The sequence below is a fragment of the Kineococcus sp. GCM10028916 genome, assembly GCF_042674865.1.
In the GTDB taxonomy this organism is placed as follows: Bacteria; Actinomycetota; Actinomycetes; order Actinomycetales; family Kineococcaceae; genus Kineococcus.
On record NZ_JBHTFM010000021.1, the window covers coordinates 109,484 to 129,885 of the forward strand.

At 71.4% G+C, this 20,402-nt stretch carries 19 protein-coding genes and 1 pseudogene; 5 read left to right on the forward strand and 15 right to left on the reverse strand.

Annotated features, from left to right (window positions below; genetic code table 11):
- Positions 1-97: 97 nt before the first annotated feature.
- The 4 genes from ACFQ46_RS22350 to ACFQ46_RS22365 all read right to left on the reverse strand — a co-directional run bounded on the left by ACFQ46_RS22350 (position 98) and on the right by ACFQ46_RS22365 (position 3,056).
- Positions 98-679 carry a hypothetical protein gene (locus ACFQ46_RS22350; RefSeq protein ID WP_380262227.1) on the reverse strand — a complete coding sequence of 194 codons (582 nt, stop codon included), beginning with the start codon at positions 677-679 and terminating at the stop codon, positions 98-100.
- A gap of 62 nt (positions 680-741) precedes the next feature.
- Positions 742-1,350 (reverse strand): class I SAM-dependent methyltransferase, encoded by a 609-nt coding sequence (locus tag ACFQ46_RS22355; RefSeq protein WP_380262229.1) that lies wholly within the window; start codon positions 1,348-1,350, stop codon positions 742-744.
- Positions 1,351-1,470: 120 nt separating this feature from the next.
- Entirely contained in the window at positions 1,471-2,235 is a 765-nt protein-coding gene (locus ACFQ46_RS22360; protein WP_380262231.1) for an SDR family NAD(P)-dependent oxidoreductase, read from the reverse strand.
- A 224-nt stretch (positions 2,236-2,459) separates the two neighbouring features.
- Entirely contained in the window at positions 2,460-3,056 is a 597-nt protein-coding gene (locus ACFQ46_RS22365) for a TetR/AcrR family transcriptional regulator (RefSeq protein WP_380262233.1), read from the reverse strand.
- Between the two features lie 77 nt (positions 3,057-3,133).
- On the opposite strand from ACFQ46_RS22365, the gene ACFQ46_RS22370 reads away from it, so the two are divergent.
- From ACFQ46_RS22370 to ACFQ46_RS22380, 3 genes are all read left to right on the forward strand, one after another.
- A complete protein-coding gene (locus ACFQ46_RS22370; protein WP_380262235.1) occupies positions 3,134-3,922 on the forward strand; it encodes an oxidoreductase in 789 nt (262 codons plus the stop codon).
- 111 nt (positions 3,923-4,033) lie between these two features.
- Positions 4,034-4,357: a DUF1330 domain-containing protein gene (locus ACFQ46_RS22375; protein WP_380262237.1), complete on the forward strand. Its 324-nt coding sequence runs from the start codon at positions 4,034-4,036 to the stop codon at positions 4,355-4,357.
- A 456-nt stretch (positions 4,358-4,813) separates the two neighbouring features.
- Positions 4,814-5,515 carry a DUF6518 family protein gene (locus ACFQ46_RS22380; RefSeq protein ID WP_380262239.1) on the forward strand — a complete coding sequence of 234 codons (702 nt, stop codon included), beginning with the start codon at positions 4,814-4,816 and terminating at the stop codon, positions 5,513-5,515.
- Positions 5,516-6,097: 582 nt separating this feature from the next.
- Here ACFQ46_RS22380 and ACFQ46_RS22385 read toward each other — a convergent pair.
- From ACFQ46_RS22385 to ACFQ46_RS22395, 3 genes are all read right to left on the reverse strand, one after another.
- The gene (locus ACFQ46_RS22385) at positions 6,098-7,759 is read right to left on the reverse strand and encodes an FAD-dependent oxidoreductase (RefSeq protein ID WP_380262241.1); all 1,662 of its coding nucleotides are present in this window, start codon (positions 7,757-7,759) and stop codon (positions 6,098-6,100) included.
- A gap of 452 nt (positions 7,760-8,211) precedes the next feature.
- Positions 8,212-8,448 (reverse strand): hypothetical protein, encoded by a 237-nt coding sequence (locus ACFQ46_RS22390; protein ID WP_380262243.1) that lies wholly within the window; start codon positions 8,446-8,448, stop codon positions 8,212-8,214.
- A gap of 33 nt (positions 8,449-8,481) precedes the next feature.
- A complete protein-coding gene (locus ACFQ46_RS22395; protein WP_380262245.1) occupies positions 8,482-9,555 on the reverse strand; it encodes a sodium:calcium antiporter in 1,074 nt (357 codons plus the stop codon).
- 23 nt (positions 9,556-9,578) lie between these two features.
- On the opposite strand from ACFQ46_RS22395, the pseudogene ACFQ46_RS22400 reads away from it, so the two are divergent.
- A pseudogene (locus ACFQ46_RS22400) lies at positions 9,579-9,826 on the forward strand (IS3 family transposase); the annotation flags it as partial.
- A 233-nt stretch (positions 9,827-10,059) separates the two neighbouring features.
- Here ACFQ46_RS22400 and ACFQ46_RS22405 read toward each other — a convergent pair.
- Together ACFQ46_RS22405 and ACFQ46_RS22410 are read right to left on the reverse strand one after the other, a co-directional pair.
- Positions 10,060-10,731, reverse strand: a complete 672-nt coding sequence (locus ACFQ46_RS22405) for a hypothetical protein (protein WP_380262247.1) — start codon at positions 10,729-10,731, stop codon at positions 10,060-10,062.
- Between the two features lie 517 nt (positions 10,732-11,248).
- Positions 11,249-11,899: an HD domain-containing protein gene (locus ACFQ46_RS22410; RefSeq protein WP_380262249.1), complete on the reverse strand. Its 651-nt coding sequence runs from the start codon at positions 11,897-11,899 to the stop codon at positions 11,249-11,251.
- Positions 11,900-12,041: 142 nt separating this feature from the next.
- Between ACFQ46_RS22410 and ACFQ46_RS22415 the strand changes: the two genes are divergently transcribed.
- On the forward strand, positions 12,042-13,112 hold the full coding sequence (locus tag ACFQ46_RS22415) for a GlxA family transcriptional regulator (RefSeq protein ID WP_380262251.1): 1,071 nt from the start codon (positions 12,042-12,044) through the stop codon (positions 13,110-13,112).
- A gap of 76 nt (positions 13,113-13,188) precedes the next feature.
- Here the strand turns inward: ACFQ46_RS22415 and ACFQ46_RS22420 are convergent, their stop codons facing one another.
- From ACFQ46_RS22420 to ACFQ46_RS22445, 6 genes are all read right to left on the reverse strand, one after another.
- Positions 13,189-13,827, reverse strand: coding sequence for a response regulator transcription factor (locus tag ACFQ46_RS22420; protein WP_380262253.1), 639 nt, complete (start codon positions 13,825-13,827; stop codon positions 13,189-13,191).
- Positions 13,828-13,864: 37 nt separating this feature from the next.
- A complete protein-coding gene (locus ACFQ46_RS22425) occupies positions 13,865-15,325 on the reverse strand; it encodes a histidine kinase (protein ID WP_380262255.1) in 1,461 nt (486 codons plus the stop codon).
- A 5-nt stretch (positions 15,326-15,330) separates the two neighbouring features.
- Entirely contained in the window at positions 15,331-16,992 is a 1,662-nt protein-coding gene (locus ACFQ46_RS22430) for a hypothetical protein (RefSeq protein ID WP_380262257.1), read from the reverse strand.
- Positions 16,989-17,912, reverse strand: coding sequence for an ABC transporter ATP-binding protein (locus ACFQ46_RS22435; RefSeq protein ID WP_380262259.1), 924 nt, complete (start codon positions 17,910-17,912; stop codon positions 16,989-16,991). The genes ACFQ46_RS22430 and ACFQ46_RS22435 overlap by 4 nt, the downstream gene beginning before the upstream one ends.
- 1,384 nt (positions 17,913-19,296) lie before the next feature.
- A complete protein-coding gene (locus ACFQ46_RS22440; protein WP_380262261.1) occupies positions 19,297-19,926 on the reverse strand; it encodes a TetR family transcriptional regulator in 630 nt (209 codons plus the stop codon).
- 40 nt (positions 19,927-19,966) lie between these two features.
- Positions 19,967-20,281, reverse strand: a complete 315-nt coding sequence (locus ACFQ46_RS22445; protein WP_380262696.1) for a putative quinol monooxygenase — start codon at positions 20,279-20,281, stop codon at positions 19,967-19,969.
- Positions 20,282-20,402: the final 121 nt, after the last annotated feature.

Consider the following 20,402-nt stretch of genomic DNA (forward strand, 5'->3'; position numbering starts at 1 on the left):
CCTCGGGGAAGTCCTGGCCTTCCCGGTGATCGCAGCCGGCGTCGACGTTCTCACCGCGGTCGACGACCCACCTGCCCGAACCCCGCCCGAACCCGTGTCAACGGCGGCCCTGCCGCGAACCGGCGTACCCGGGTTCGCGGATCCGGCGCCACCGCTGCGGCACGCTCAACCCCGCGACGGCGTTCCGGACCGGTTCGAACGTGATCGGTTCGTCCACCTCGCCCTCGTCGAGGAACAGTTCGGCGAACGGCCTCCACGGTCCGCGCGGGGTCGCCACCGCCAGCAGGAACCGGCCCCCGACGTGCCGGGCGCCGAGCAGCAACGGCCCGCGCGGTCCCTGGAAGGCCGCGATGCTGGAGTGCAGACCCGAGCGCGCGTCGCGGCGCGGGAACGGCACCCGCCGGCCCAGCGTGGTCGACAGCAGCACGTCCCAGGGACCGCCGTCGGGGGATTCGACGCGCAGGGCCAGGCCCAGGACGTCGGGCCAGGGGGCGGGCAGACCGGCGCCGCGGGAGAGACGCACGACCGTGCGGTCCGAGCCCGGCTCGTCGATCCAGGCGACCCCGGTCCCCGGGGTCAGGCCGTGCCGGACGAGTCGGCCGGTGTGGACGGTCCCGCGCGGGTGCAGCGCCTTGGCTCCGCGAACGGCGGCCAGGGTGCGGAAGAGGGTGAACATCACCCCCGGTACCTTCCCCGTCCACGGGGGTGGCACACCTCACGGGCGTCCGGGACGAACACCCGTCAGCGGCGGCGCAGGCGGTACCACTGCGGAGCGGTAGCGCGCAGCGGCCCCGGGAACCCCCGGCTGTCGGTGGCTTCCTGGGCCACGACGTCCCAGCCGGGAAAGGCCTCGGTGACGTCGGAGGAACTGGCCCCGCGGGGCAGAGGCCCCCGGCGCCCCGGCGCGAACGCGAGCACCAGCAGGGTGGCGTCCGGCGCGGCGCAGGCGGTGATCCCGCGGCCCAGCGCGGAGCGCTGCCTGCGGCGGAGGCCGTTGAAGCAGCCCGCGTCGAGGAAGAAGTCGACAGGGGCCCCGATCCGGGCCGGGTCCAGGGCCGTCACGTCACCCTCGAGGGCGTGGACGTCCACCCCGTGCTCCTGCGCCCGCTCGGTGGTCCGACGCACGACGGACGGCACCGCGTCGACGGCGCTGACGTCCCAGCCGCGGCCGGCCAGTTGCACGGCGTGCGCGCCGGTGCCGCACCCGAGGTCGAGGGCATGGCCGAAAGGGGCGACGCGCTCGGTCTCCTCGCGCTCGATCAGCGCGGTGAACTGGGCGGCGCCCACCTCCATGGCGCGTTCCCACGGTGTGATGCCGAGGCGGTAGGCGAGGGAGTAGCTGACGTTCACGGGAACCTTCCCCACCGGTTGGAGGACTTCCAGGAGGAGCAGAGTGTCACGGCGGGGGAAGTGGTGGGCCACGCAGGATCGGCATGGCCGTGGTCGTGGAAGCGCTGGTTCGGATGGAGATCAGACGGTGCGGGTTTCGACCTCTCCGCCGTCGACGAGGAACTCAGCCCCGGTGACGAAGCTGGCGCCCTCCGACGCGAGGAACAGCACGACCTCAGCGATCTCGCGGGGGTCACCCACTCTCCCCAGCGCCGTTCCCGCGGCCATGCTCGCGAGCAGCGCCGTCTCCTGCGTCGGGTCGCCTTGAGCGATCCCGCGCAACCCGGGGGTGTCCGTGGGCCCGGGGACCACGGTGTTGACGCGGATCCCGCGAGGTGCGAGTTCGGCTGCCCAGACCCGGGCGTACTGGCGGACGGCGGCCTTGCTGGCCGAGTAGGTGCCGAACCCGGGGTGACCGGTGGCGGCGCTGGTCGAACCGGTGATCACGATGGAGGCGCCTGCACTCATCAGAGGCAGCGCCTTCTGGACGGTCAGGGCGGTGCCCCGGACGTTCCGGCCGAACGTCGCGTCGAAGTCGTCAGGGTCGAAGTGCTCGACGGTGGCGAGGCTGCCTCCTCCGCCGGCGTTGGCGAAGACGACGTCCAGCGACCCGCTGTGCCGACGCACCGCCTCGAAGGTCCGATCGAGATCGGCGGGATCGGCGACGTCGCCGCGCACACCGGTCGCGCGTTCCCCGAGTCGGGCGACGGCTGCAGCGAGTTCTGCTTCACGGCGTCCGGTGAGGAAGACGTTGCCCCCCTCCTCGATGAAGTGTTGTGCGGTGGCGAAACCGATTCCGGTGGTGCCACCGGTGATGAGGATGGTCTTGGCGTCGAACCGACCCATGAGGGGCCTCCTGAGGTGGCGGGGGTACGGATCCGTTTCGGATCGGCAGGTCTAGGTGTGCAGGTATTGGACCGAACGTTCAATGCTACGGACGGACGTTTCCCGAGCGACTCGTCCGTCACTCGCGCGAGCGCCATCGCGACCACCCGCGCGTGCGCGAGTCGCCGACCGCTCGTCATCGCAACGACAGACGGGAGCCGCTGCGCGCAGCGGTCGAGGGCTGGCTACCCGCGTATCGCGGTGGAGGTGATGTTGTCGATCGCGGCGTCGGCCATCCGGTTGAGGGTCTTCGCGTCGACCCCCGCCTCGGTGAGGGCTTCGAGCCCACGGTGAGTGGCGACGATCAACCGGCCGAGCACCGCGGCGTCGGCGGCCGGGTCGACGAGCCCGGCGCGCTGGGCCTGCTCGATGAGTTGGCGGCAACTGTCGAAGAGCATCTCGAACGTCGCCAGCGATCGGGCCGCGATGACCTCGTCCGTCCAGGCCAGTTCGGCCGTGCCCTTGGCCAGCAGGCACCCGAGGCGTGAGTCGTCGCTGCTCCCTTCCGGCGAGTGGAGCCAGTCGCGCAGGCGGTCCAGGGCCTGGTCCTCCGGGCCTTCGATCCGGGCGGCGGCGCTCTGGTCGGACGCGGCGCAGTACTCCTCGAAGATCCGTCGGAACAGGGTCTCCTTGTCGCCGAAGGCGCCGTAGAGGCTGCCCTTGCTCAGGCCCGTGGAACGGGAGAGGTCTTCCACCGAGGTTCCGTGGTAGCCGGTCTCGGTGAACTGCCGGCGAGCTGCGAGGACGACGTCGTGCTCGTCGAACTTGCGTGGTCGCGCCATGCCGTCATCCTACGCCGATCTGAACTTCCGGTCCATAACTCGTGGACAAACGGTCCAGAACCCGTATTGTGGACCGCATGTTCAGAACCGTTGCCCCGCCACCCCCCGACTTCGCCGGCAAGCGGGTCATCGTCACCGGAGGCTCCCGCGGGATCGGCGCCGCCATCGTGCAGCGCTTCCTCGACGGCGGCGCCGACGTCGTGGCCACCGCGCGCAGCGCCACCGAGCAGACACCGCAGCGCGCCACCTTCATCGCCGGGGACGTCAGCACCCTCACTGGGGTGCGGGCGTTGACCGCGGCAGCGCTGGAGGCGCTCGGCGGCGTCGACGTGCTCATCAACAACGCCGGCGCGGCCCGCACCCACCTCGGAGGCACCTCGACCATTCCCGACGAGGAGTGGCTCGACGCGCTGAACCTGAACTACCTCTCCGCCGTCCGCGTCACCGGCGAACTGCTGCCCACGCTGCGCGAGACCGGCCCCGGCGCCGCCATCGTCAACATCTCCTCCGGAGCGGCCCTGACCGCCCCACCACTGCTGGCCCACTACGGCGCCGCCAAAGCCGCGCTCAACGCCTACGGGAAAGCCCTGGCCACCGAACTCGCCCCCGAGGGGATTCGTGTGACCACGGTCGTGCCCGGCACCGTCCTGACCCCCGGCGCCGACGCGATCCGCCAGGACATCGCCGATGCGACCGGCGCCTCCCTCGCCGAGACCACCGCCGACGTCACCGCTGCCATCCCGCTGGGGCGCCCCGGCGACCCCCGTGACGTCGCTGAGGCCGTCGCCTACCTGGCCTCCGATCGTGCCCAGTGGGTCACCGGTGTGACCCTCGCGGTCGACGGCGGTCAGCTGCCCGGCATCTGACGCGGGCCCGAACGAAACACCCAGCAACCACCCAGCAGCACCCATCGATCCGAACCCGACCGCCACACCGCGCGACGACAGCCCGCGCAGAACTCCTGGAGGAGAAATCCCGTGTTCGACAACACCACCGCCCGCACGCCCGCCTACAGCATCACCGAGGTCCTCGAGGTCCTCGACCCCGCCGGCGCCCAGCGCTACGCCGAGCTGACCCCGCCCGTGGTGGAGGAGTTCGGCGGACGGTTCGTCGTCCTCGGAGCCTCCCCCACGGTCGCCGAAGGGCAGGCGGGTGTCGCGGTCGCGATCGTCCAGTGGCCCGACATGGCGACCCTGCAGGCCTGGTACGACTCCACGGAGTACGCCCCGGCCCGCAGGATCGCCGCCACCGCCATGCGTCGCCGGCTGCTCTTCCTCCCCGGCCTCGCCCCGACGGACTGATCCTCAGCGGGAAGGCCCCGACACCGCCACCCGACGCCCTCGACGGGGACGCGGCCCGAGTCGTCGCGTGGACGTCGTTCGGGTCTCACTGACCACTCGGCCAGACGCACCGCCGGCTGCTGCCACCGTTCGCGCCGATCGAGGCCGGACCGGTAGGGGTCCGGTGCTGCAGATGCCTCTCCTCGGGGCCGGAACGTGATCGGCGTCCCTGCTGGCGCACCCGGCACGGGCACGTCGCGGTGCCCGTGCGGGGTGACCGCTCATCGACGACATGCGGGTGATCGTCGTGCTCGGTTCGCGTCCGAACATGGGCGTGACCGTTGGATCCCGACCGCGCGATCAGCGGTACGAGCGTGGGTTCGAGCCCGGGCATCAACCCGGGGCACGAGGAATCGCTGGTCGAGGATCCGACCACGCGGTGATGTTGAGATCGTCGTCGCGCGGCAGGCTTCGACCATGAGCGAACCCGCCACCCTGAAGACCTCGCCGCGGCTCCCGTGGGCCGGGGGCGGCCGGCGCGACGGCTCGGCTGGTGGGCTGGGTGCGGCACCGTTGCTGGGTGCGGCAGTGCTGATCGGCGTGGTGTGGGGGGCGTCGACGTCGGGACTGCAGACGCTGCTGCCCTGGCCGTTCGCCGGGCTGGCCAACGCGGTGGGCCCCTGGGTCGCTCCCGCGTTCCTGGTCGGTGCCTGGAGCCGGCGGCCCTGGGTCGCGGTCCTGGCCGGTGTCGCGGTGTGCTTCGGGGAGGTCGCCGGCTACTACGCCGTGTCCGCTGCGCGCGGCTTCGGCGTCAACCCCTCCAACGTCGTGCTGTGGGCCGCTACCGGTGCGTTCGGCGGGCCGGTCCTGGGGGTGGCCGGCTGGTGGTGGCGACGGGCGGCTACGCCGCGGGTGGCCGCGCTGGGGGCGGCGCTGCTGGGCGGGGTCTTCCTCGCGGAGGGAGTGGTCACCTACGGGGTCTACCTGCGCTACCCGGGTGAGGCGGTCGTCTCCTGCGTCCTCGGTGTTCTGCTGGTGGTGGTCCTCGGCGCCACCGCGTCGGCGACGCGGGCGGTGGGTGCGCGAGCTCGGGGCGTGGGTTCGGCGGCGGCGTGGTTGCTGTTGGTGTTGCCGCTGGGTGCGGCCGGGGAGGTCCTGTTGCGTCTGGTCGTGACCTGAGCCGGGCGACCTCCACCCGCTCGGTCGGCGCAGGAGCGCATCGCTCTGGCCCTGGATTTCCAGGTGCGCGAGCTGGACGAGAACGGAGCCCCCCTGCGCGACGACGCCCGAGCCGGCCGGCGAGTGCGGTACGTCGAAGCGATCCGCGATGGGTCCCACCGCGCCGGGGGGACCCCAGTCGGAAGCTCGTCTCCTGACCGGTTCCGTTGAGTTGTGGCCGCGTCTGGCCGTGCTCGATCGGATCGCGGGATGACCGTGCGGTCCCTGCGTCGTGAGGAGGTGATCTCGGGAACCGGATCAGGGCCTGGGAGCTCGACCCGGTGAGTCAGCGGTAGTGGACCTGACGAGCGATCCTCAGTACCCGATACGCGACCGCGACGAGGATCCCGTCGCGGCCGGCTCGTTCACCAGCGGGTGGAACCCCGGCAGACTGGCCTGGGAGAGGCAGGCCGCGGCGCAGGACCTCGTTCTCCTGCTCGCGGGGGTAGGGCTCGGGTACGGCGACGACGTTCCAGGCTCGCCCGAGGACGAGCCGGCTCGGTCGTCACCGATCGGTGCGGCAAACCCGCCCGCCGGCCGCCGTCAGCGGTGTGTCACGTCATCTCGCTCCCCGAGACGCACCGGCTCACCAGCGGCGAAGTGGGCGGCCAACCGGAGGGCGAGAGCCATGACCGTCAGCGTCGGGTTGGAGTATCCGAGACCCGTGCTGAACGTCGACGAGCCGGCGACGAAGAGGTTGCGCGTGCCGTGGACTCGGCAATCGGCGTCCACCACGCCCGTACGGGGATCCTCGCTCATGCGCGTTCCACCCATCGGGTGGTGCAGACCGGTCGTCATCGGTTGCTGAGAGCCGGTGTACTGCACCCAACGTTCGAACCGCCCGATGCCGGAAGCCTCGATCTCGCGGCCGAACAGCTCGATCGATCGACCGATGTTCTCGTAGTCGTCCTTCGCCCAGTGCAGTCGGACACCGACTCGGCGACGGCCCAGCCTGTCCCGCTGATCGGTGAGGTGGATCCTGTTCTCGCGGTGCGGACTCTGCTCCGTCGCCGCGTGGACCTCCACGACCCCGAACCGGCGACGGTCGTACCCGGGTCGTGACCACCCCCCGCGGTGCCAGACGAAACCGTCCCCGTAGTCGAAGTCACCTCGCCGCTTGGCGGCGCGCATCTGCAGCACCGCCGCGGCTGCCTTCGGCGCGGTCACGACTTCGGCCAGCGCGCGGAACGCGGCCGGCACCGATCCGCCCGTCGGTGAGGTGGCCACCGAGTGCAGCACGCGCAAGGCGCGCTCAGCGGGCGTGCCGAACGCGGCCGGTTGGGGGATGAGGACGGCGCCGACGTTGAGCAGGTCTTCTGCGCGCTTCACCTCCTGCGACAACGTCAGCAGCCCACTGACCATCGCGCCATCCACCCAGTGCATGTCGTAGAGACCGATCGCGTCGATCAGCCCCGGATCCGCGGGCACGATCGTTCCCATCCGGAACTCAGGGTGATCGGTGAGGTAACGGCCGACGGTGTCGTGCCGGTTGCCCTGCCCCCCGGGGGCGCCGACGTCGGAGGTGAGCAGCAGCTGCACGTTCTCCACCCCGCCGCCGGCCAGGACGAACGTGGCGGCGCGGACGCGAAGACGGGTGCCGTCGGAGCGCACGACGACCGCGGTCTCGACCGTCGACCCCCGACGGTCCGTCTCCAGTGCCACGACCGTCGAGCCGACCAGGACCTCGGTGTTGGCTGCCGTGACGAGATCGTCGCGGAAGGCCACCGTGAACACGTCCGACGGGCCGTAGTCCGCCACCCGCGTCGTCAGCGCCCCCGCGGCCAGCGGCAGGGGTGGTCGGGCAGCCACAGCGCGTTCGGTCAGCGCCCCGGTCCCTCGTCGCGTCCACCGGCGCTGGGCCTGGTCGTACCAGGGCTGCAGCTCGTCGAGGGTGATCGGCCAGCCACCCTCCCGCTGCCACGGCTTGGTGTCGAAGTCGATCGCCTCGGCCGTGAGCGAGCGGGCGTAGACCCTGCCGCTGCCCGGCTTGGTGACGTGGGTCCACGCGTTGGCGGTACCGCCGAACTGCCGTCGCCGGCCCGCGGACACCGCGTCGCGCGTGTAGTGGAGGGAGTCCAGCTCGGCCTCGGCGAGTTCTTGGGCCGCTGTGTCCGGCTCCCACTCACCGCTCTCCACGACCACCACGGACAACCCGGTGTCGATCAGTTGGTGGGCGAGAGTGAGGCCGGCGACTCCTGCGCCCACGATGCACACGTCCGCGACCACTTCGCCCAGCTCGGAGCCGGTGAGATCAATCTGCACTTCAAGTCCATCTTCTCGCTGGCTGAGCCAGGGTGTCGCCACGTGAGGGTGGTCCTGCACCCTGGTGGGAGTCTACTCACGACTCGGAAACCCCCGCGGGGAACCGTGCGCGCTGCAGGTCAGCGGTCTCGATCCACGAGCTGGCCGTGGCCGCCAGCTCGTCGCGCACGGCACGGGAAGAGTTGTCCGGCACACGACTCCTGAGGGTCCAGCGTACGGGCCTCGGACCGGTGAGCGCTCGACCATCGACGGTTCTCCCGGGCCGAGGTGTCGTCCGAGCACACCGACGACAGGAGGACCGGAGCGATCCACACCGGCCCCCGAGGAGTCGTGGAGGGCGTGGCAGTTCCGGCGCTGGATTGGCACGACGACCCACACCGCGGGTGCTACCTGCCTCACGTCACACCGTTCCACGCATCCGCGCACTCCTGCAGCGACGTCACCTGCACCTCGGTACCCGCAACGGCGGCCTCCGGTGCGCGGATCAGCTCCGAGCCGTCGCACAGCGACGTGGCGAGCCACAGCGTTGCCAGGTGCGCGAGGGCACCGACGTCGCAGAACCGCTGCCCCGGGGCCCATGTCGGAGCGGGCCCCTTGACGTCGAGGACGAGCACGGAAGGGAAGACGCTCATCTCAACTCCCGGAAGTCGGTCATCGCACCAGGCTCAGCCGTTCCCGCCGGACAGGGTGATCAGTCCCGCCACCGACACCACGTACAGGACGAGGACGACCAGTGAGTCCACCCCCATCCCCAGCACCCGCTTGGTCGGGCGGAAGATCAAACCCACCACGTACACGATCGTCAGCAGGATGGCGACCGCGGTGAGGTAGATGTCGCTGGAGGCTGCCTGCGGGAGGACCGCCTGCCCCGACACGACTGTGGCCACGAGGAACAGCACGGGCAGGAAGGCGTTGCCACCGAAGATGTCGCTCACGGCCAGCTGGTAGTCGCCGTTGCGCACCGACGTCAGTCCCGTGGAGAGTTCCGGCAGTGAGGTGGCCGCCGCGAGGACCGTGGCTCCGAACAGCACCCCGGAGAACCCGATGTCGTCGGAGATCGCATCGCCGCTGCGTTCCAGCACCACCCCGGCCACCAAGGTCACCAGCGCGGCGAACACGAAGATCGCCGCGGCCTTGCCGGTCTTCTTCCCCCGCGCGGTGGCGTCCTGCTCCTTCTTCTTCCGGCTGTGTCCCTTGGGCGGCTCCTGGTTGTCCGGGGCCTCGCCCTGCTCCTGCCAGGGCAACCCGCGCCCGGCGCGGTTCAGCAGTAGCAGCCCGGCGATCCAGAGGAGCGCGATGAGCAGGCCGCCGGGGGCCACGCGCGCGAGGATGAGGTCCCGCGGCAATTGGCTGGCGGCGATGACGACGCCGAGGACAGCGACGACGACCGCGCCCTCCAAGACCAGGGTGAGGGAGGCGGCGCGGTGCATCAAGGGGCGTCCCCCGTGGGTGCCGAAGGCGTCCAGGGCCACCAGGACGACAGTCTGGATGGCGATGCCGCCGAGGATGTTCCCGGTGGCCACACCCACGTTCCCGCTCGTTGCGGCACTCACCGTGATCGCGATCTCGGGCAGGTTCGTCGCCACCGCCAGCAGGACCGTTCCGCCCAGTGCTGCACCGAGGTGGAGACGTTCGGCGAGGACGTCGGTCTGGTTGGACAGTTGGACGCCGGCGATCCAGATGGCGCCGGCGGCGGCGACGAAGATCAGGATCAGCCACGGCAGGGACAAGGAAGTCAAGGACATGGAACTCCCGCGAGGTAGGGTCGCAATTCCGTTCTCACGCCTACGCTCGGGCGCGCGTCTCGACGGGCCGGGTCGAGACCTGAGTCGACAACGCTGCCACGGAGTCCTGCTTCAGCCTCCTGCAGAAGGGCGTCCTCAACCGCCGGCGTTGGTCGACCTCCAAGAACTCCGCCTGGCGATCGTGACCTGGATCGAGAAGACTCACCACCACCGTCGACGCCAGCAAACCTTCGGTCGACTCACACCCGTCGAATTCGAGACACTGCTACGAGCCGCTCACGCGACTTGGTCGCCCCATCGACCGGAGTCAACCGACCGGAGTCAACCGAAGTGGGGGCAGACCCGTGGGTGGTTGGGCCAGCACGGGCGGATTCAAGGTGTGAACAGCAGCGACTGCCCCGAGATGAGTCGTTGACCACCGGCGACTCTTGTCTCGTCGGTGCTCTGGTTCTACAGGGCAGCCAGCAGACCCTCCCAGTCCTTGTCGGGAGGCCCTGCTCACCGGAGGCTCACCGATCGCTGCGCCCCGCGGTCGAGGTCGGGAAACGTTGTTCTGGCGCCCAGGTGGGCGGGGGTGGAGCGCAGCGGCGATGGCGTGAGCCAGCGTCGCAGCCCGTGCTCCAGCACCGCCGAGAACTCCGTCCCGCCCGGTTCACCGGCGCTCGGAGGCGCATCGAGCGGCGCCGAGGCGGCCAGGAGCTCGTGCGTCGGAGACCGCAACTCCCACGAGGATCCGTCTGTCCCGGGGAGGTTCGACCGCTGCAGGACGACGGTGCCCCTTCGGGGCGAGACGACGACGTGGGCCGGCAGTGCCTGACGGGCATCGCTGACCAGCACGTCGACGGCAAGATCCCGCACCAGTGGAGCGATCGTGCGGATCGGCGTCCTGGTGATCAGCAGGGGGACGTCGGTGACGGGTTCCGGCGCGACGTACCGGTGGTCCCGGCTCGCGCCGGCGTCCGACGGCTGAAGCTGCACGGCCAGGACGAGTTCGTACGACGAGGCGGCGACCCAGGTCGTGAGCGCGGTGACCATGGCGGCGGAATCGGCCAGGACGGCCACCCGTGTCCGGCTCGGACCGTCAGACCGCCAGTACGGCGGGAACTCCTCCTCCTCTTCCGTCTCTTCCTGGTCGTCGACCAGTACGGGTCTTCCTTCGCTGCGATCCATGAGAATTCCCCTGTACTGAGACGGTGTCGGGTTCAGGCAACAGGCAACATCTCACCGGCCACTGACGTTCACCTGCGAATTCCTTGGGAACGGCAGTGGGAGCTGCGCGCAGACGCCCGGTCTACGCACCCGTTGAGCCTGGCTGTGCCTCACCGCACCGTGCACCGTTTCGTGCGGATGGAGGGTGCGCACCGGGTCCGACGGGTGAGGAAGGCCGGTGCCACCGTTCCTGGTGAGGACGGGGTGCGGGCTGAGAACCTGTGGAGGTCCCCCCTCGTCCTCAGTCGCGCAGGGACGGTGACCTCGGGGCGGAGCGCGCAGGGCGCCGCACCGCCGATCGGTTCGATCGGTGACGCCTGCGACAACGCTCCCGTGTGGCCGCCACTGCTTCTGCAGGGAGGGGGTCACACCCACCGGGGGTCCTCCTCGTGCACGGCGCCGTCCTGCCGTCGACGTCTTGGCCGGGGCAACCACTTGGCGAGGGTACGGATCGGTCTGGCCCTCCCACCTCGCTCGTTCACTCCGGCCAGGAGTTGTTCTCGATGACCTCCACGAAGTCGATGTGGCGGTAGCCGGGGACGCGGTGCTCGAGGACGTCGGCGTTGACGGTGCCGAAGGTGGTGGCGGGGCGGTGGCGGAACCCGTCGGCGAAGGCGTCGACGATGGCCTGCTTGAAGCCGGGGCGTGGGTGGGCGGCCACGACCGCCTCCACGTCGGCGGCGTCGAGGTCGAGGTGGCCGATGCCCAGGACGTCGGTCTCCACCCCGGCGGTCACCAGTGCGACCTCCGGTTCCAGTCGCCACGGCACTTCCGGGGTGGTGTGCAGGGCGATGGCCTCCCAGACCAGCCGCACCCGCTGCGGCGGAACGCCGTGGGCGGTGAGGAACCGCTGTGCCTCGTCGGCCCCGTCGAGTTCGAAGCGCTGGTCGTCGCGCCGGTGGGTGGGGGTCAGGCCGAGGTCGTGGAACATCGCCCCGACGTAGAGCAGTTCCGGGTCGGCGTCCAGGCCCAGGCGCCGTCCTCGCAGGGATCCGAAGAGGAACACCCGGCGGGAGTGGTCGAAGATCAGGTCGTCGGCGGCGTCGCGGATCAGTTCGGTGGCCTCGCGGGCCAGGGTGGAGTCGGGTACGCGCACACCGGCGATGGTCTCGGGGGTGGTCTCGGTCACGGGGATTCCGTCCTCGTCGTCGTTCGTGGGGCCGACGGCCCCGGGACCACCCATCCTGCGTCTCCAGCACCTGCGAGGGTGCTGTCCGTCGTGCCATGCTTCCCTCAGATCCGGACATCCCCCGCGAGCAGAGGAGGACATCGTGTCGCCGGACACCGTCGACGCCGAGCACCGCAGTCCGTACGCGTCCCTCTCCCCGTCCGCGCACCGCGTCCCCTCGCACAAGGTCACGGCCGTGGTCTTCGACGGGATGAAGCTGCTGGACCTCGTCGGCCCGATGGAGGTCTTCGCCGAAGCCAACCGCTTCGGGGCCCGCTACGTGCTGGAGGTCCGCTCCCCGGACGGGCAGCCCGTCTCCTCCTCGGTCGGCGTGCGCGTGCCCGTCGACGGAGCCGCTCGTGGTGCCCGGGGCGTGGGCACCGTCCTCGTCGTCGGTGGCGACGAACTACCGACCACGCCGATCGCGGCGGACCTCATCGGTTCGGTGCAGCGCCTCGCGCGGCGGGCGGGCCGGACCGCGTCCATCTGCACCGGTGCCTTCGTCCTGGCCGCTGCCGGTCTGCTGGACGGACGCCGGGCGACGACGCACTGGCGCTCCACCGCGCTGTTGGCGCGTTCCTTCCCCCGCATCGACGTCGAACCGGACGCGATCTTCGTGGAGGACCGCGGCGTCTACACCTCTGCCGGGGTCTCGGCCGGCATCGACCTGGCCCTGGCGCTGGTGGAGGCCGATCACGGGGGTGAGCTCGCCCGCCAGGTCGCGCGGTCGCTGGTGGTGTTCCTGCAACGCCCCGGGGGGCAGTCGCAGTTCTCTCCGTCCTCGTCGCTGCCGCGCCCACGGACCAGCTCGCTGCGGGAGGTGAGCGACGCCGTCGCTGCCGATCCCGCCGGGGACCACTCGCTGTCCGCTCTCGCCGCCCGCGCCCACCTCAGCCCCCGCCACCTCACGCGGCTCTTCCACGCCGAGCTGGCCACGACCCCGGGCCGGTACGTCGAGGCGGTGCGCGTCGACGCGGCGGTGCGCCTGCTCCACGAGGGTCACTCCGTGGCGGCGACCGCGCGCGCCGTCGGCATCGGTAGCCCGGAGACGCTGCGCCGCGTCTTCACCGCGCACGTGGGTGTCTCGCCCCGCGCGTACCAGGAGAGGTTCCGGACCAGCCGTCGCCGGGGCATCGACGAGGCCGCGGACGATCCCGCCGGGGTCGGCGGATGAGGCCGTACCACTGACGAGCCCGATCGAGCGGTGGAACACGGCGGCGACAGCGTTTCCCACCCTCGCCGGCCTCTGCTCAGGTCCCGTGGTGGAGGTAGGCGATCACGGCGAGCACCCGGCGGTTGTCAGCCGCCGTCGGCGGCAGGTTCAGCTTCTCCAGGATGCTGCGCACGTGCTTGGCCACGGTGGCTTCGGTGATGACCAGCCGTTGCGCGATGGCGGCGTTGGAGCGGCCCTCGGCCATCAGCGCCAGTGTCTCCCGCTCGCGTTCGCTGAGGGTGGCCAGTGGATCGCGGCGCCGGCTCAGCAGTTGCCGGACGACCTGGGGATCGATGACGGTTCCTCCCGCGGCGACCTCGTCGAGGGCGGCCACCAGGGCGCGCACGTCCCCGACGCGGTCCTTGAGCAGGTAGCCCACGCCCTCCTCGCCGTCGGCCAGCAGTTGCGCGGCGTAGGCCTGCTCGACGTACTGGCTGAGCACGACGACGGGCAGACCCGGTCTGCGCCGGCGCAGCTCCAATGCCGCGCGCAGCCCTTCGTCGCGGAAGCCCGGGGGCATGCGCACATCGGTGAGCACGATGTCGGGGGAGTGCTCGCGGTCCGCGGCGATGAGTTCCTCGGCGTCGGAGGCGGTTGCGACGACGGTGAAGCCGAAGCGTTGCAGCAGCTGCTCCAGACCTTCGCGCAGCAGGGCGTTGTCCTCGGCGATGACCACCCGGCGAGGTCGAGCGCTGCCTGCACCCTCACCTGCGTCAGTGGCCGTGCGGGTGCTCGCCTCCGCGTCGCCGTCGTGGTCCCGGTCCTGTCTGAGACCTCGGCTGGTCTGGTCCGCCCGTTCGCTCACGGGTCTCATCCTCCGTCCTGGCCCTCGTGGTGCCCGTCCCCGGTACCGCCTCGCCGGTACCTGTCCGTTCCGCGGGCGTGGAGCTCGAGGGTCGGGTGGAGGCGGCGGACTGGGGGAGGGGAATCTCGGCGCGGACCACCGTCGGTCCTCCCGGGGGGCTGCTCAGCCTCAGGTTGCCGCCCACGGCGGCCACCCGGTCGCCCAGCCCGGTCAGCCCGCTCCCGTGCCCAGCCTGCGCCCCACCGCCTCCGTCGTCGCTGATCTGCAAGGTCACCACGTCCGGGGTGGCACCCAGGGCGACGTGGACCCGGTCCGCGCCGCTGTGCTTGGCCGCGTTGGCCAGGGCTTCGGCCGCGATGAAGTACGCCGCGCTCTCCACGCTCGCCGGTAGGCGCTGACCGGTGTCCAGGCCCGGGCCCAGGGTCAGGTCCACCGCGAGCACGGAGCGCTCGGCCAGCGCCTCCAGCGCGGCGGGCAGGCCCAGCTCGGTCAGCACCGGGGGGTGGATGCCGTGGATGAGGGCGCGCAGTTCACCGATCGTCTGGCTGGCCTGGGCGTGGGCCTGGTCCACCAGAGCCGCGGCCTCACCCCGGGGAAGGCCTTCCAGCTCGATCCGGGCCAGGTCCAACGTCATCACCAGGGAGATCAACTGCTGCTGCGCGCCGTCGTGCAGGTCACGTTCGATGCGGCGGCGTTCGACGTCGAAGGCGTTGACCAGCCGCAACCGCGAGCGGGTGAGGTCGCTGACCTGTTCACGCAGCTCCTCCCCGCGTGGCCCCAGCAGGACCCGCACCAGGTGCGCGTGAGCCTCGGCCAGGCGGCTGATCGCGACGGCCCCCGCAACGCTCCCGGCCAGGCCGCCACCAGCCCCGGCCAGCGCCTGGATCGGCGTGGTCATGGTCAGCGGGCCCACGCTGACCGGGTGGCCGCTGAGCACCAGCGCCGGGGTGAGGACCAGCACGAGCGCGAGGAGCCAGGAGAAGGCGAGGGCGACGTCGAGGGGGGCCAGTGCGATGATCGTCAGGGCGTGCAGCACTTCGCGTGCCGTGCTGCGTTCCCGCACACGCAGCAGCACCGCGGAGACGGAGCCGTCGTGCTCGGTCTCGCGGTGGGGATCGGCGACGGGGGTACCCCCCAGCAGGGTGACGGCCTCGCGCTGACGCGGGGCGAGCAGCACCAGGACCGCCACTCCCAGCAGCAGCATCGGCACACCACTGGTGAGCAGGGTCTGCCACCCCCGGGTGGCGGCCGCGATGACGGCCCCGGCGACGAGCGCGGGCAGAGGAGAACGCAGGGCCAGGTAGGTCAACGCCCGCCTGAGCCGCCTCGTCCGGTGCCGCCACCGCAGGAGGCGGCCCCCGCTGCTCACCGCAGCTACCCGACCCGCTGCGGTGGCCGCGGACGGCGGTGTGACGTCGGGGAACGGATCGCGAGAGCTCCGGCTCCGGAGCGCCCCGCCACCAGGATCGTGGAGAGCATCAGCACGACCACGCCGACGGCCAGCACGATCACGGGGCGGGGGCCGTCGAGGTGGCCGTCGGTGCGCACGGCTCCCATGATGTCCAGCGCCGCCGAGCCGTTCACCATCAGGTACCACAGCAGCAGGTAGAGGGCCTGGAACAGTCGCTGGGTCCGGCTCAGCCGACCCAGACCCAGCGCCAGGGAGGGGATGAACACCGCCCCCGCCACCCAGGCGGCCAACCCCGCACCGTCACCGGCCATCAGCATCCGCACCGCCGGCGCGAGCCCCGTCACGAGGGTGAAGACGATACCCGCGGCCCACTGCGCCAGGAACCGCGAGCGCGGCCAGGGGTAGGAGGCCATCAACCCCTCCAGGTCGTTCTCGCCCTGCTGAGCGCCCAGGCGCGACCACACCAGCACCGGCCACACCCACGCCACCAGCAGCCCCCGAGGCACCTGCGCCTGCGGTAGGGCCAGGACGACGACGGCGATCGCCAGCGCCCCCAGCCACCACCAGGGCGTGAGGCCCTGGATCAGGATGCGCAGCTCGCCGACGACCAGGCGCCAGGCGGTGTTGCCGTGCTCCACGGCAGCCGAGGGTGCCCGCACCGTGCCGGCCCGCGCAGCCACCGGTGCCGCTGCTGCGGTGACGGGCTGGGCCATCGCGCCGGTTCCCGGGGCGCGGGGACGCAGACGCCTCGCCCGGGTGCGGGAGGGGTCGAACCGGGTGAACCACAGGGTCGGTACCAGGACCAGCAGCACGCCCAGCACACCCAGCGCGAGCCGGCTGAGCAGGAAACCCTCACCGGGGCTCCACCCGGCCCAGGCGAAGGTGCGCAGCGGCGCGGGCAGGTGGGCCAGACCGATGACGACGTCGCGCTGGTCGGCGTGGTTCACCCCGGCGGCGGCCATCCCCGCCTGCAGCGAGGCGACGATGGCGCCGAAACCGGTACCTCCCAGAGGTGCGGTGCTGGAGCCGCCCGCCGCCGCCACGCCCAGCACCAGGGCGATCCACGTCGCGTTGCCGAGGCTGGTGCGCAGCACCGGAGTGGCCTCGAAGACGACTCCGGCCGCCGCGGTCAGGGTGAGCAGCGGCAGAGGCAGGGCCAGGTAGGGCAGCAGCAACCGGCCCACGTCCAGGTGCGAGGACTCCCCGCGCAGCAGTTGCAGCACCGCGGCGCTGAGGGCGACGACCGCCAGCATCGACAGCAGCACGCCCAGGTTGCCGGCGAACTTGGCCAGCAGGTAGGTGCGGGTGGGCAGCGGGGTGGCGGCGAGCAGTTGGCCCACACGGCTGCGCTCGTCGCGGGCGATGCTGGTGCGGATGACGTAGAAGCCGGCCAGGCTGATCCACAGCGCACTGGCCACCGCGGTCACGGTGCCGACGTAGGCGCTGTCGTAGAGCCCGCGGTAGCCGCTGACGGTGATGATCGACCAGCGTGACCGGGGGTCGGGAACGGCCAGGGCCGCCAGTCCGATCGAGGCCAGCACGACCACGGCGTAGGCCGGGCGCCGCATCCGCTCGCGCAGATCCCCCACGGTCATCCGGGCCAGACGAGCCGGTGCGGTGTTCACGCACTCACCGGGGTCGTCACCGGAGCGGGCCCCGCCACGCAGCGGCGCGCGGTGACATCGAGGTAGACGTCCTCCAGTTCCGGCGCCACGGCCACGGCGTCGCGCGGTGCGACGTCGCCGAGCAGGCGCAGCTGCACCCCGGAGCTGCTGCGCAGCGCACGGCTGACGGTGTAGCGCGACCGCAGGTCGGCCACCTCGCCGGGTTCCACCAGGACCTCCCACACCCGCCCGCGGGCCTGCTCGAGCAGTTCCGGCACCGTGCCGCGGCGCTGCAGGCGCCCGCTGGTGACGATGGCGATGTCGGAGGCCACGGATTCGACGTCGGAGACGATGTGGGTGGAGAGCACCACGATGCGGGTGGCGGCCAGTTCGCTGAGCAGGTCGCGGAAGCGGGCCCGCTCCTCGGGGTCGAGACCGGCGGTGGGTTCGTCGACGACGATGACGCGGGGGTCGCCCAGCAGGGCTTGGGCGATGCCGACGCGGCGCATCATCCCTCCGGAGTACTTCCCCAGCGGGCGCTTGAGGGCTGCGGTGAGGTTCAGCAGCTCCAGCAGTTCGTCGATGCGGGCTCGCGCGGAGCGCGCGGACAACCCCTTCGCCGCGGCGAGGTAGGTGAGGAACTCCCGCGAGGTCAGGTGGGGGTACACCCCGAAGTCCTGCGGCAGGTAGCCCAGCCGGGTGCGCAGGACGTCGGGGTTCTTCAGCACGTCGACGCCCTCGAACCTCACCTGCCCGCTGGTGGGTCGGGTCACCGTCGCCATCACCCGCATCAGGGAGGACTTGCCGGCGCCGTTGGGTCCGAGCAAGCCGATGATCCCGGGGCGCAGGTCCAGCGTCACCTCGTCCACAGCGCGCAGGGAGTTCGCGTAGACCTTGGTGATCTCGATCAGTTCCAGCCGCGGCTGGTGCGTCGTGTCCACACCTCCAGCATCTGTGGACGGCCCCGGCCGCGACCAGCGTGCCAGGACCACTCTCGTAGGTAGTCCTGGGACTACCCGCCGTCCCCAGCCCCTTCAGCAAGACCGTCCTGAGGATCAGAACGCTGCTTCTCGCGGTGGCTCGGAGGATCCGGGGATGAAGTAGGTGGTGTCGCCGTGCCCGTCGGTGAACCCGATGCTCTCGTGCAGCGATCGGGTGACCTCGGGGGAGCACGGAGCGGACGAGACGTTCACCGACACCCGTACGACGCGCCCCCGGAACGGTCGCCACGCAGAACAGGCCCAGCCAGCCGTCCTCGTCCAGGACGGCCAGGGCGGTGGCGACGGGAGTGTCGCCTCGGTAGGTGAGGACGTGCCTGGCGAGGTGGCCGGCCAGGAGTTCGGGGGTCAGGAGCGCGCCGGTCGTGCCGGCGGGGAGGCCGGACGCGAGGTCGCACGTCTCGTTCCGCCGCAGCCGTTCGTCCTCGTCGTCCACGAGGTGGTGCTGCTCCGGACCGGTCGGCTCGGACAGGACGTGAGGCTCGACGTTCACCACGAGTGTCGGCTCGTGATGTTCGGCGGCGTCGTTGCCAGCCGCGAACCCGGCCACGACGTCGGGTACGGGACCGGTGGCGCTGATCGACCACGGCGATCCCCGCGCCTGGAACCTCCGGGTGAGTCGCCGCAGGGGGTTCGGCGTCGGTCAGGGACGTGGGAGCGAGGACCCCCGACATGGTCGGGAGCGGAGTCAGGAGCCGGGCGAGCACGGGTGCGAGTTCCAGCGCTCGTCCGTCACTCCGGCGCCGAACCGGTGACGAGGTCCGAGGATGCTGAGGACGAGACCCGGTTCGGTCGTGGACGCGGCGGGCGGCCTGCAACTGCGCCGTCGTCGGGAGGGGCAGCGTCACGTGGCCGACCTCGATCACCGCCGCACCAGTTGCTCGCCCGTGCGCCGCCCACGGGCGGCGAGGTCGACGAGCAGAACGCGCAGCCTGGCCGTGGCAGGATCATCGGTCGGGATGATCAGCGCTGATCCTGCTCGCGCACCGTCGAAGGTGGAGATCCACCCCGGCCTGCCGCGGGGAGTGCGCGGGCGAAGGCGGTCACGATCTGCAGGGGCGTCTCCTCGAAGCCGGTGCTTCAGCCCTGTTCGGCGGAGACAGTTCCGCGCGCACGACGATCCAGCCAGGTTCCCGGGGAACCGAGGGATCGGACGTCGATGTCTCCTGCGCGAGTCGCGGTGAGTCCTTCGGAGGGTGGCAGCAGGAGGGGGCGGCGGTGTGCTGGAGCAGTGGTCCAGCCACGACGACGTCTGGACGTGGTGGGCGGCGAAGATCGGGTGTTCCGGTTCCGTCGTCGTGTCGAAGAACCCCCTGGGGCTGGTAGCTCAGCCTGCAGGCGGAACCGGCGCGTTCCCTTCCGGCCTGCTCCCCTCCGGGGTGATCATGCGGCGGGCGACGGTCACGAGGTGGGCCCGGTAGCGGGCGTGGAGGTCGGGGGTTTCCGGCTGGTCGAGGACCATCCGTGTGATCTGGGGGGCGGCGACGTACCAGCTGACGAGGGCCATGAGGGAGAGGACCACGAAGGAGGGGGTGAGGGAGTCGTCGACGAGCCCGTGGGCCTGGGCCTCCTGGACCGCACGCGTCTTCTCGGCGTAGTGGTCACGGCGCTGGGCGAAGTCCGGGGAGGCGTCCGGGGCGAAGTGGGCGGCCTCGTGGGACACCAGCCGCAGGACGTCGGGGTTGGCGGTCATGAAGTCGAAGAGGTCTCCGACGAAGTCACCGACACGGTCGGGTCGCAGCACGACCGCTTCGGCGAGCTCGTTCATGCGCGAGCGCAGGACAGCGGTGAAGAGTGCTTCCTTGTCGCCGATGTAGCTGTAGATGAGGGCCTTGCTGCTCTTGGCCCGCGCGGCGATCCGGTCGACTCGCGCGCCGGCGATCCCCGCCTCGGCGAACTCCTCCACCGCGGCCCGGAAGATGCGCTCGGTGGTATCGGCCCTGTCGTAGGTGACCACGGTCTGACCCTCCCGCATTGGCTCGTGTGCGCTGGGCAATCTAGTGCACCCGTGGAGGGTCCTTCTCCCACGAGGCCGGCCGGAGTGACGAGGACGGGTGGGCCGGGCCCGGCGGTCCTGCCGGACGTCCAGCGTGTCGAGCGTGTTCAGACGACTTCGTACCGGTCCGGTCGCACCGTGACGACGTTGCAGACCCGAGCGCCTCGACAGTGCGCCGGAAGGCCTCCGAAGCGCTGTGCTCGTCCAGCAGTTCCTGGTTCGCCCACAGCTCGATCAGCTGGTACCGGCCAGGATGCCGGATGTCTCGACCGACGCTGAACCGGAGGCCCCCCGGGGTAGGTGTCGTTCGCCGCAGCGTGCGCGCCGGCGATCTCCTCGAACTCGTCCTGGTTCCCTCCTGCGAGCTCGCAGGTGACGACCATCAGGTGGTGCGGGCTGTCGTTCGACTCGGTGGAACCCTTCCTCGTGGTCCGGAA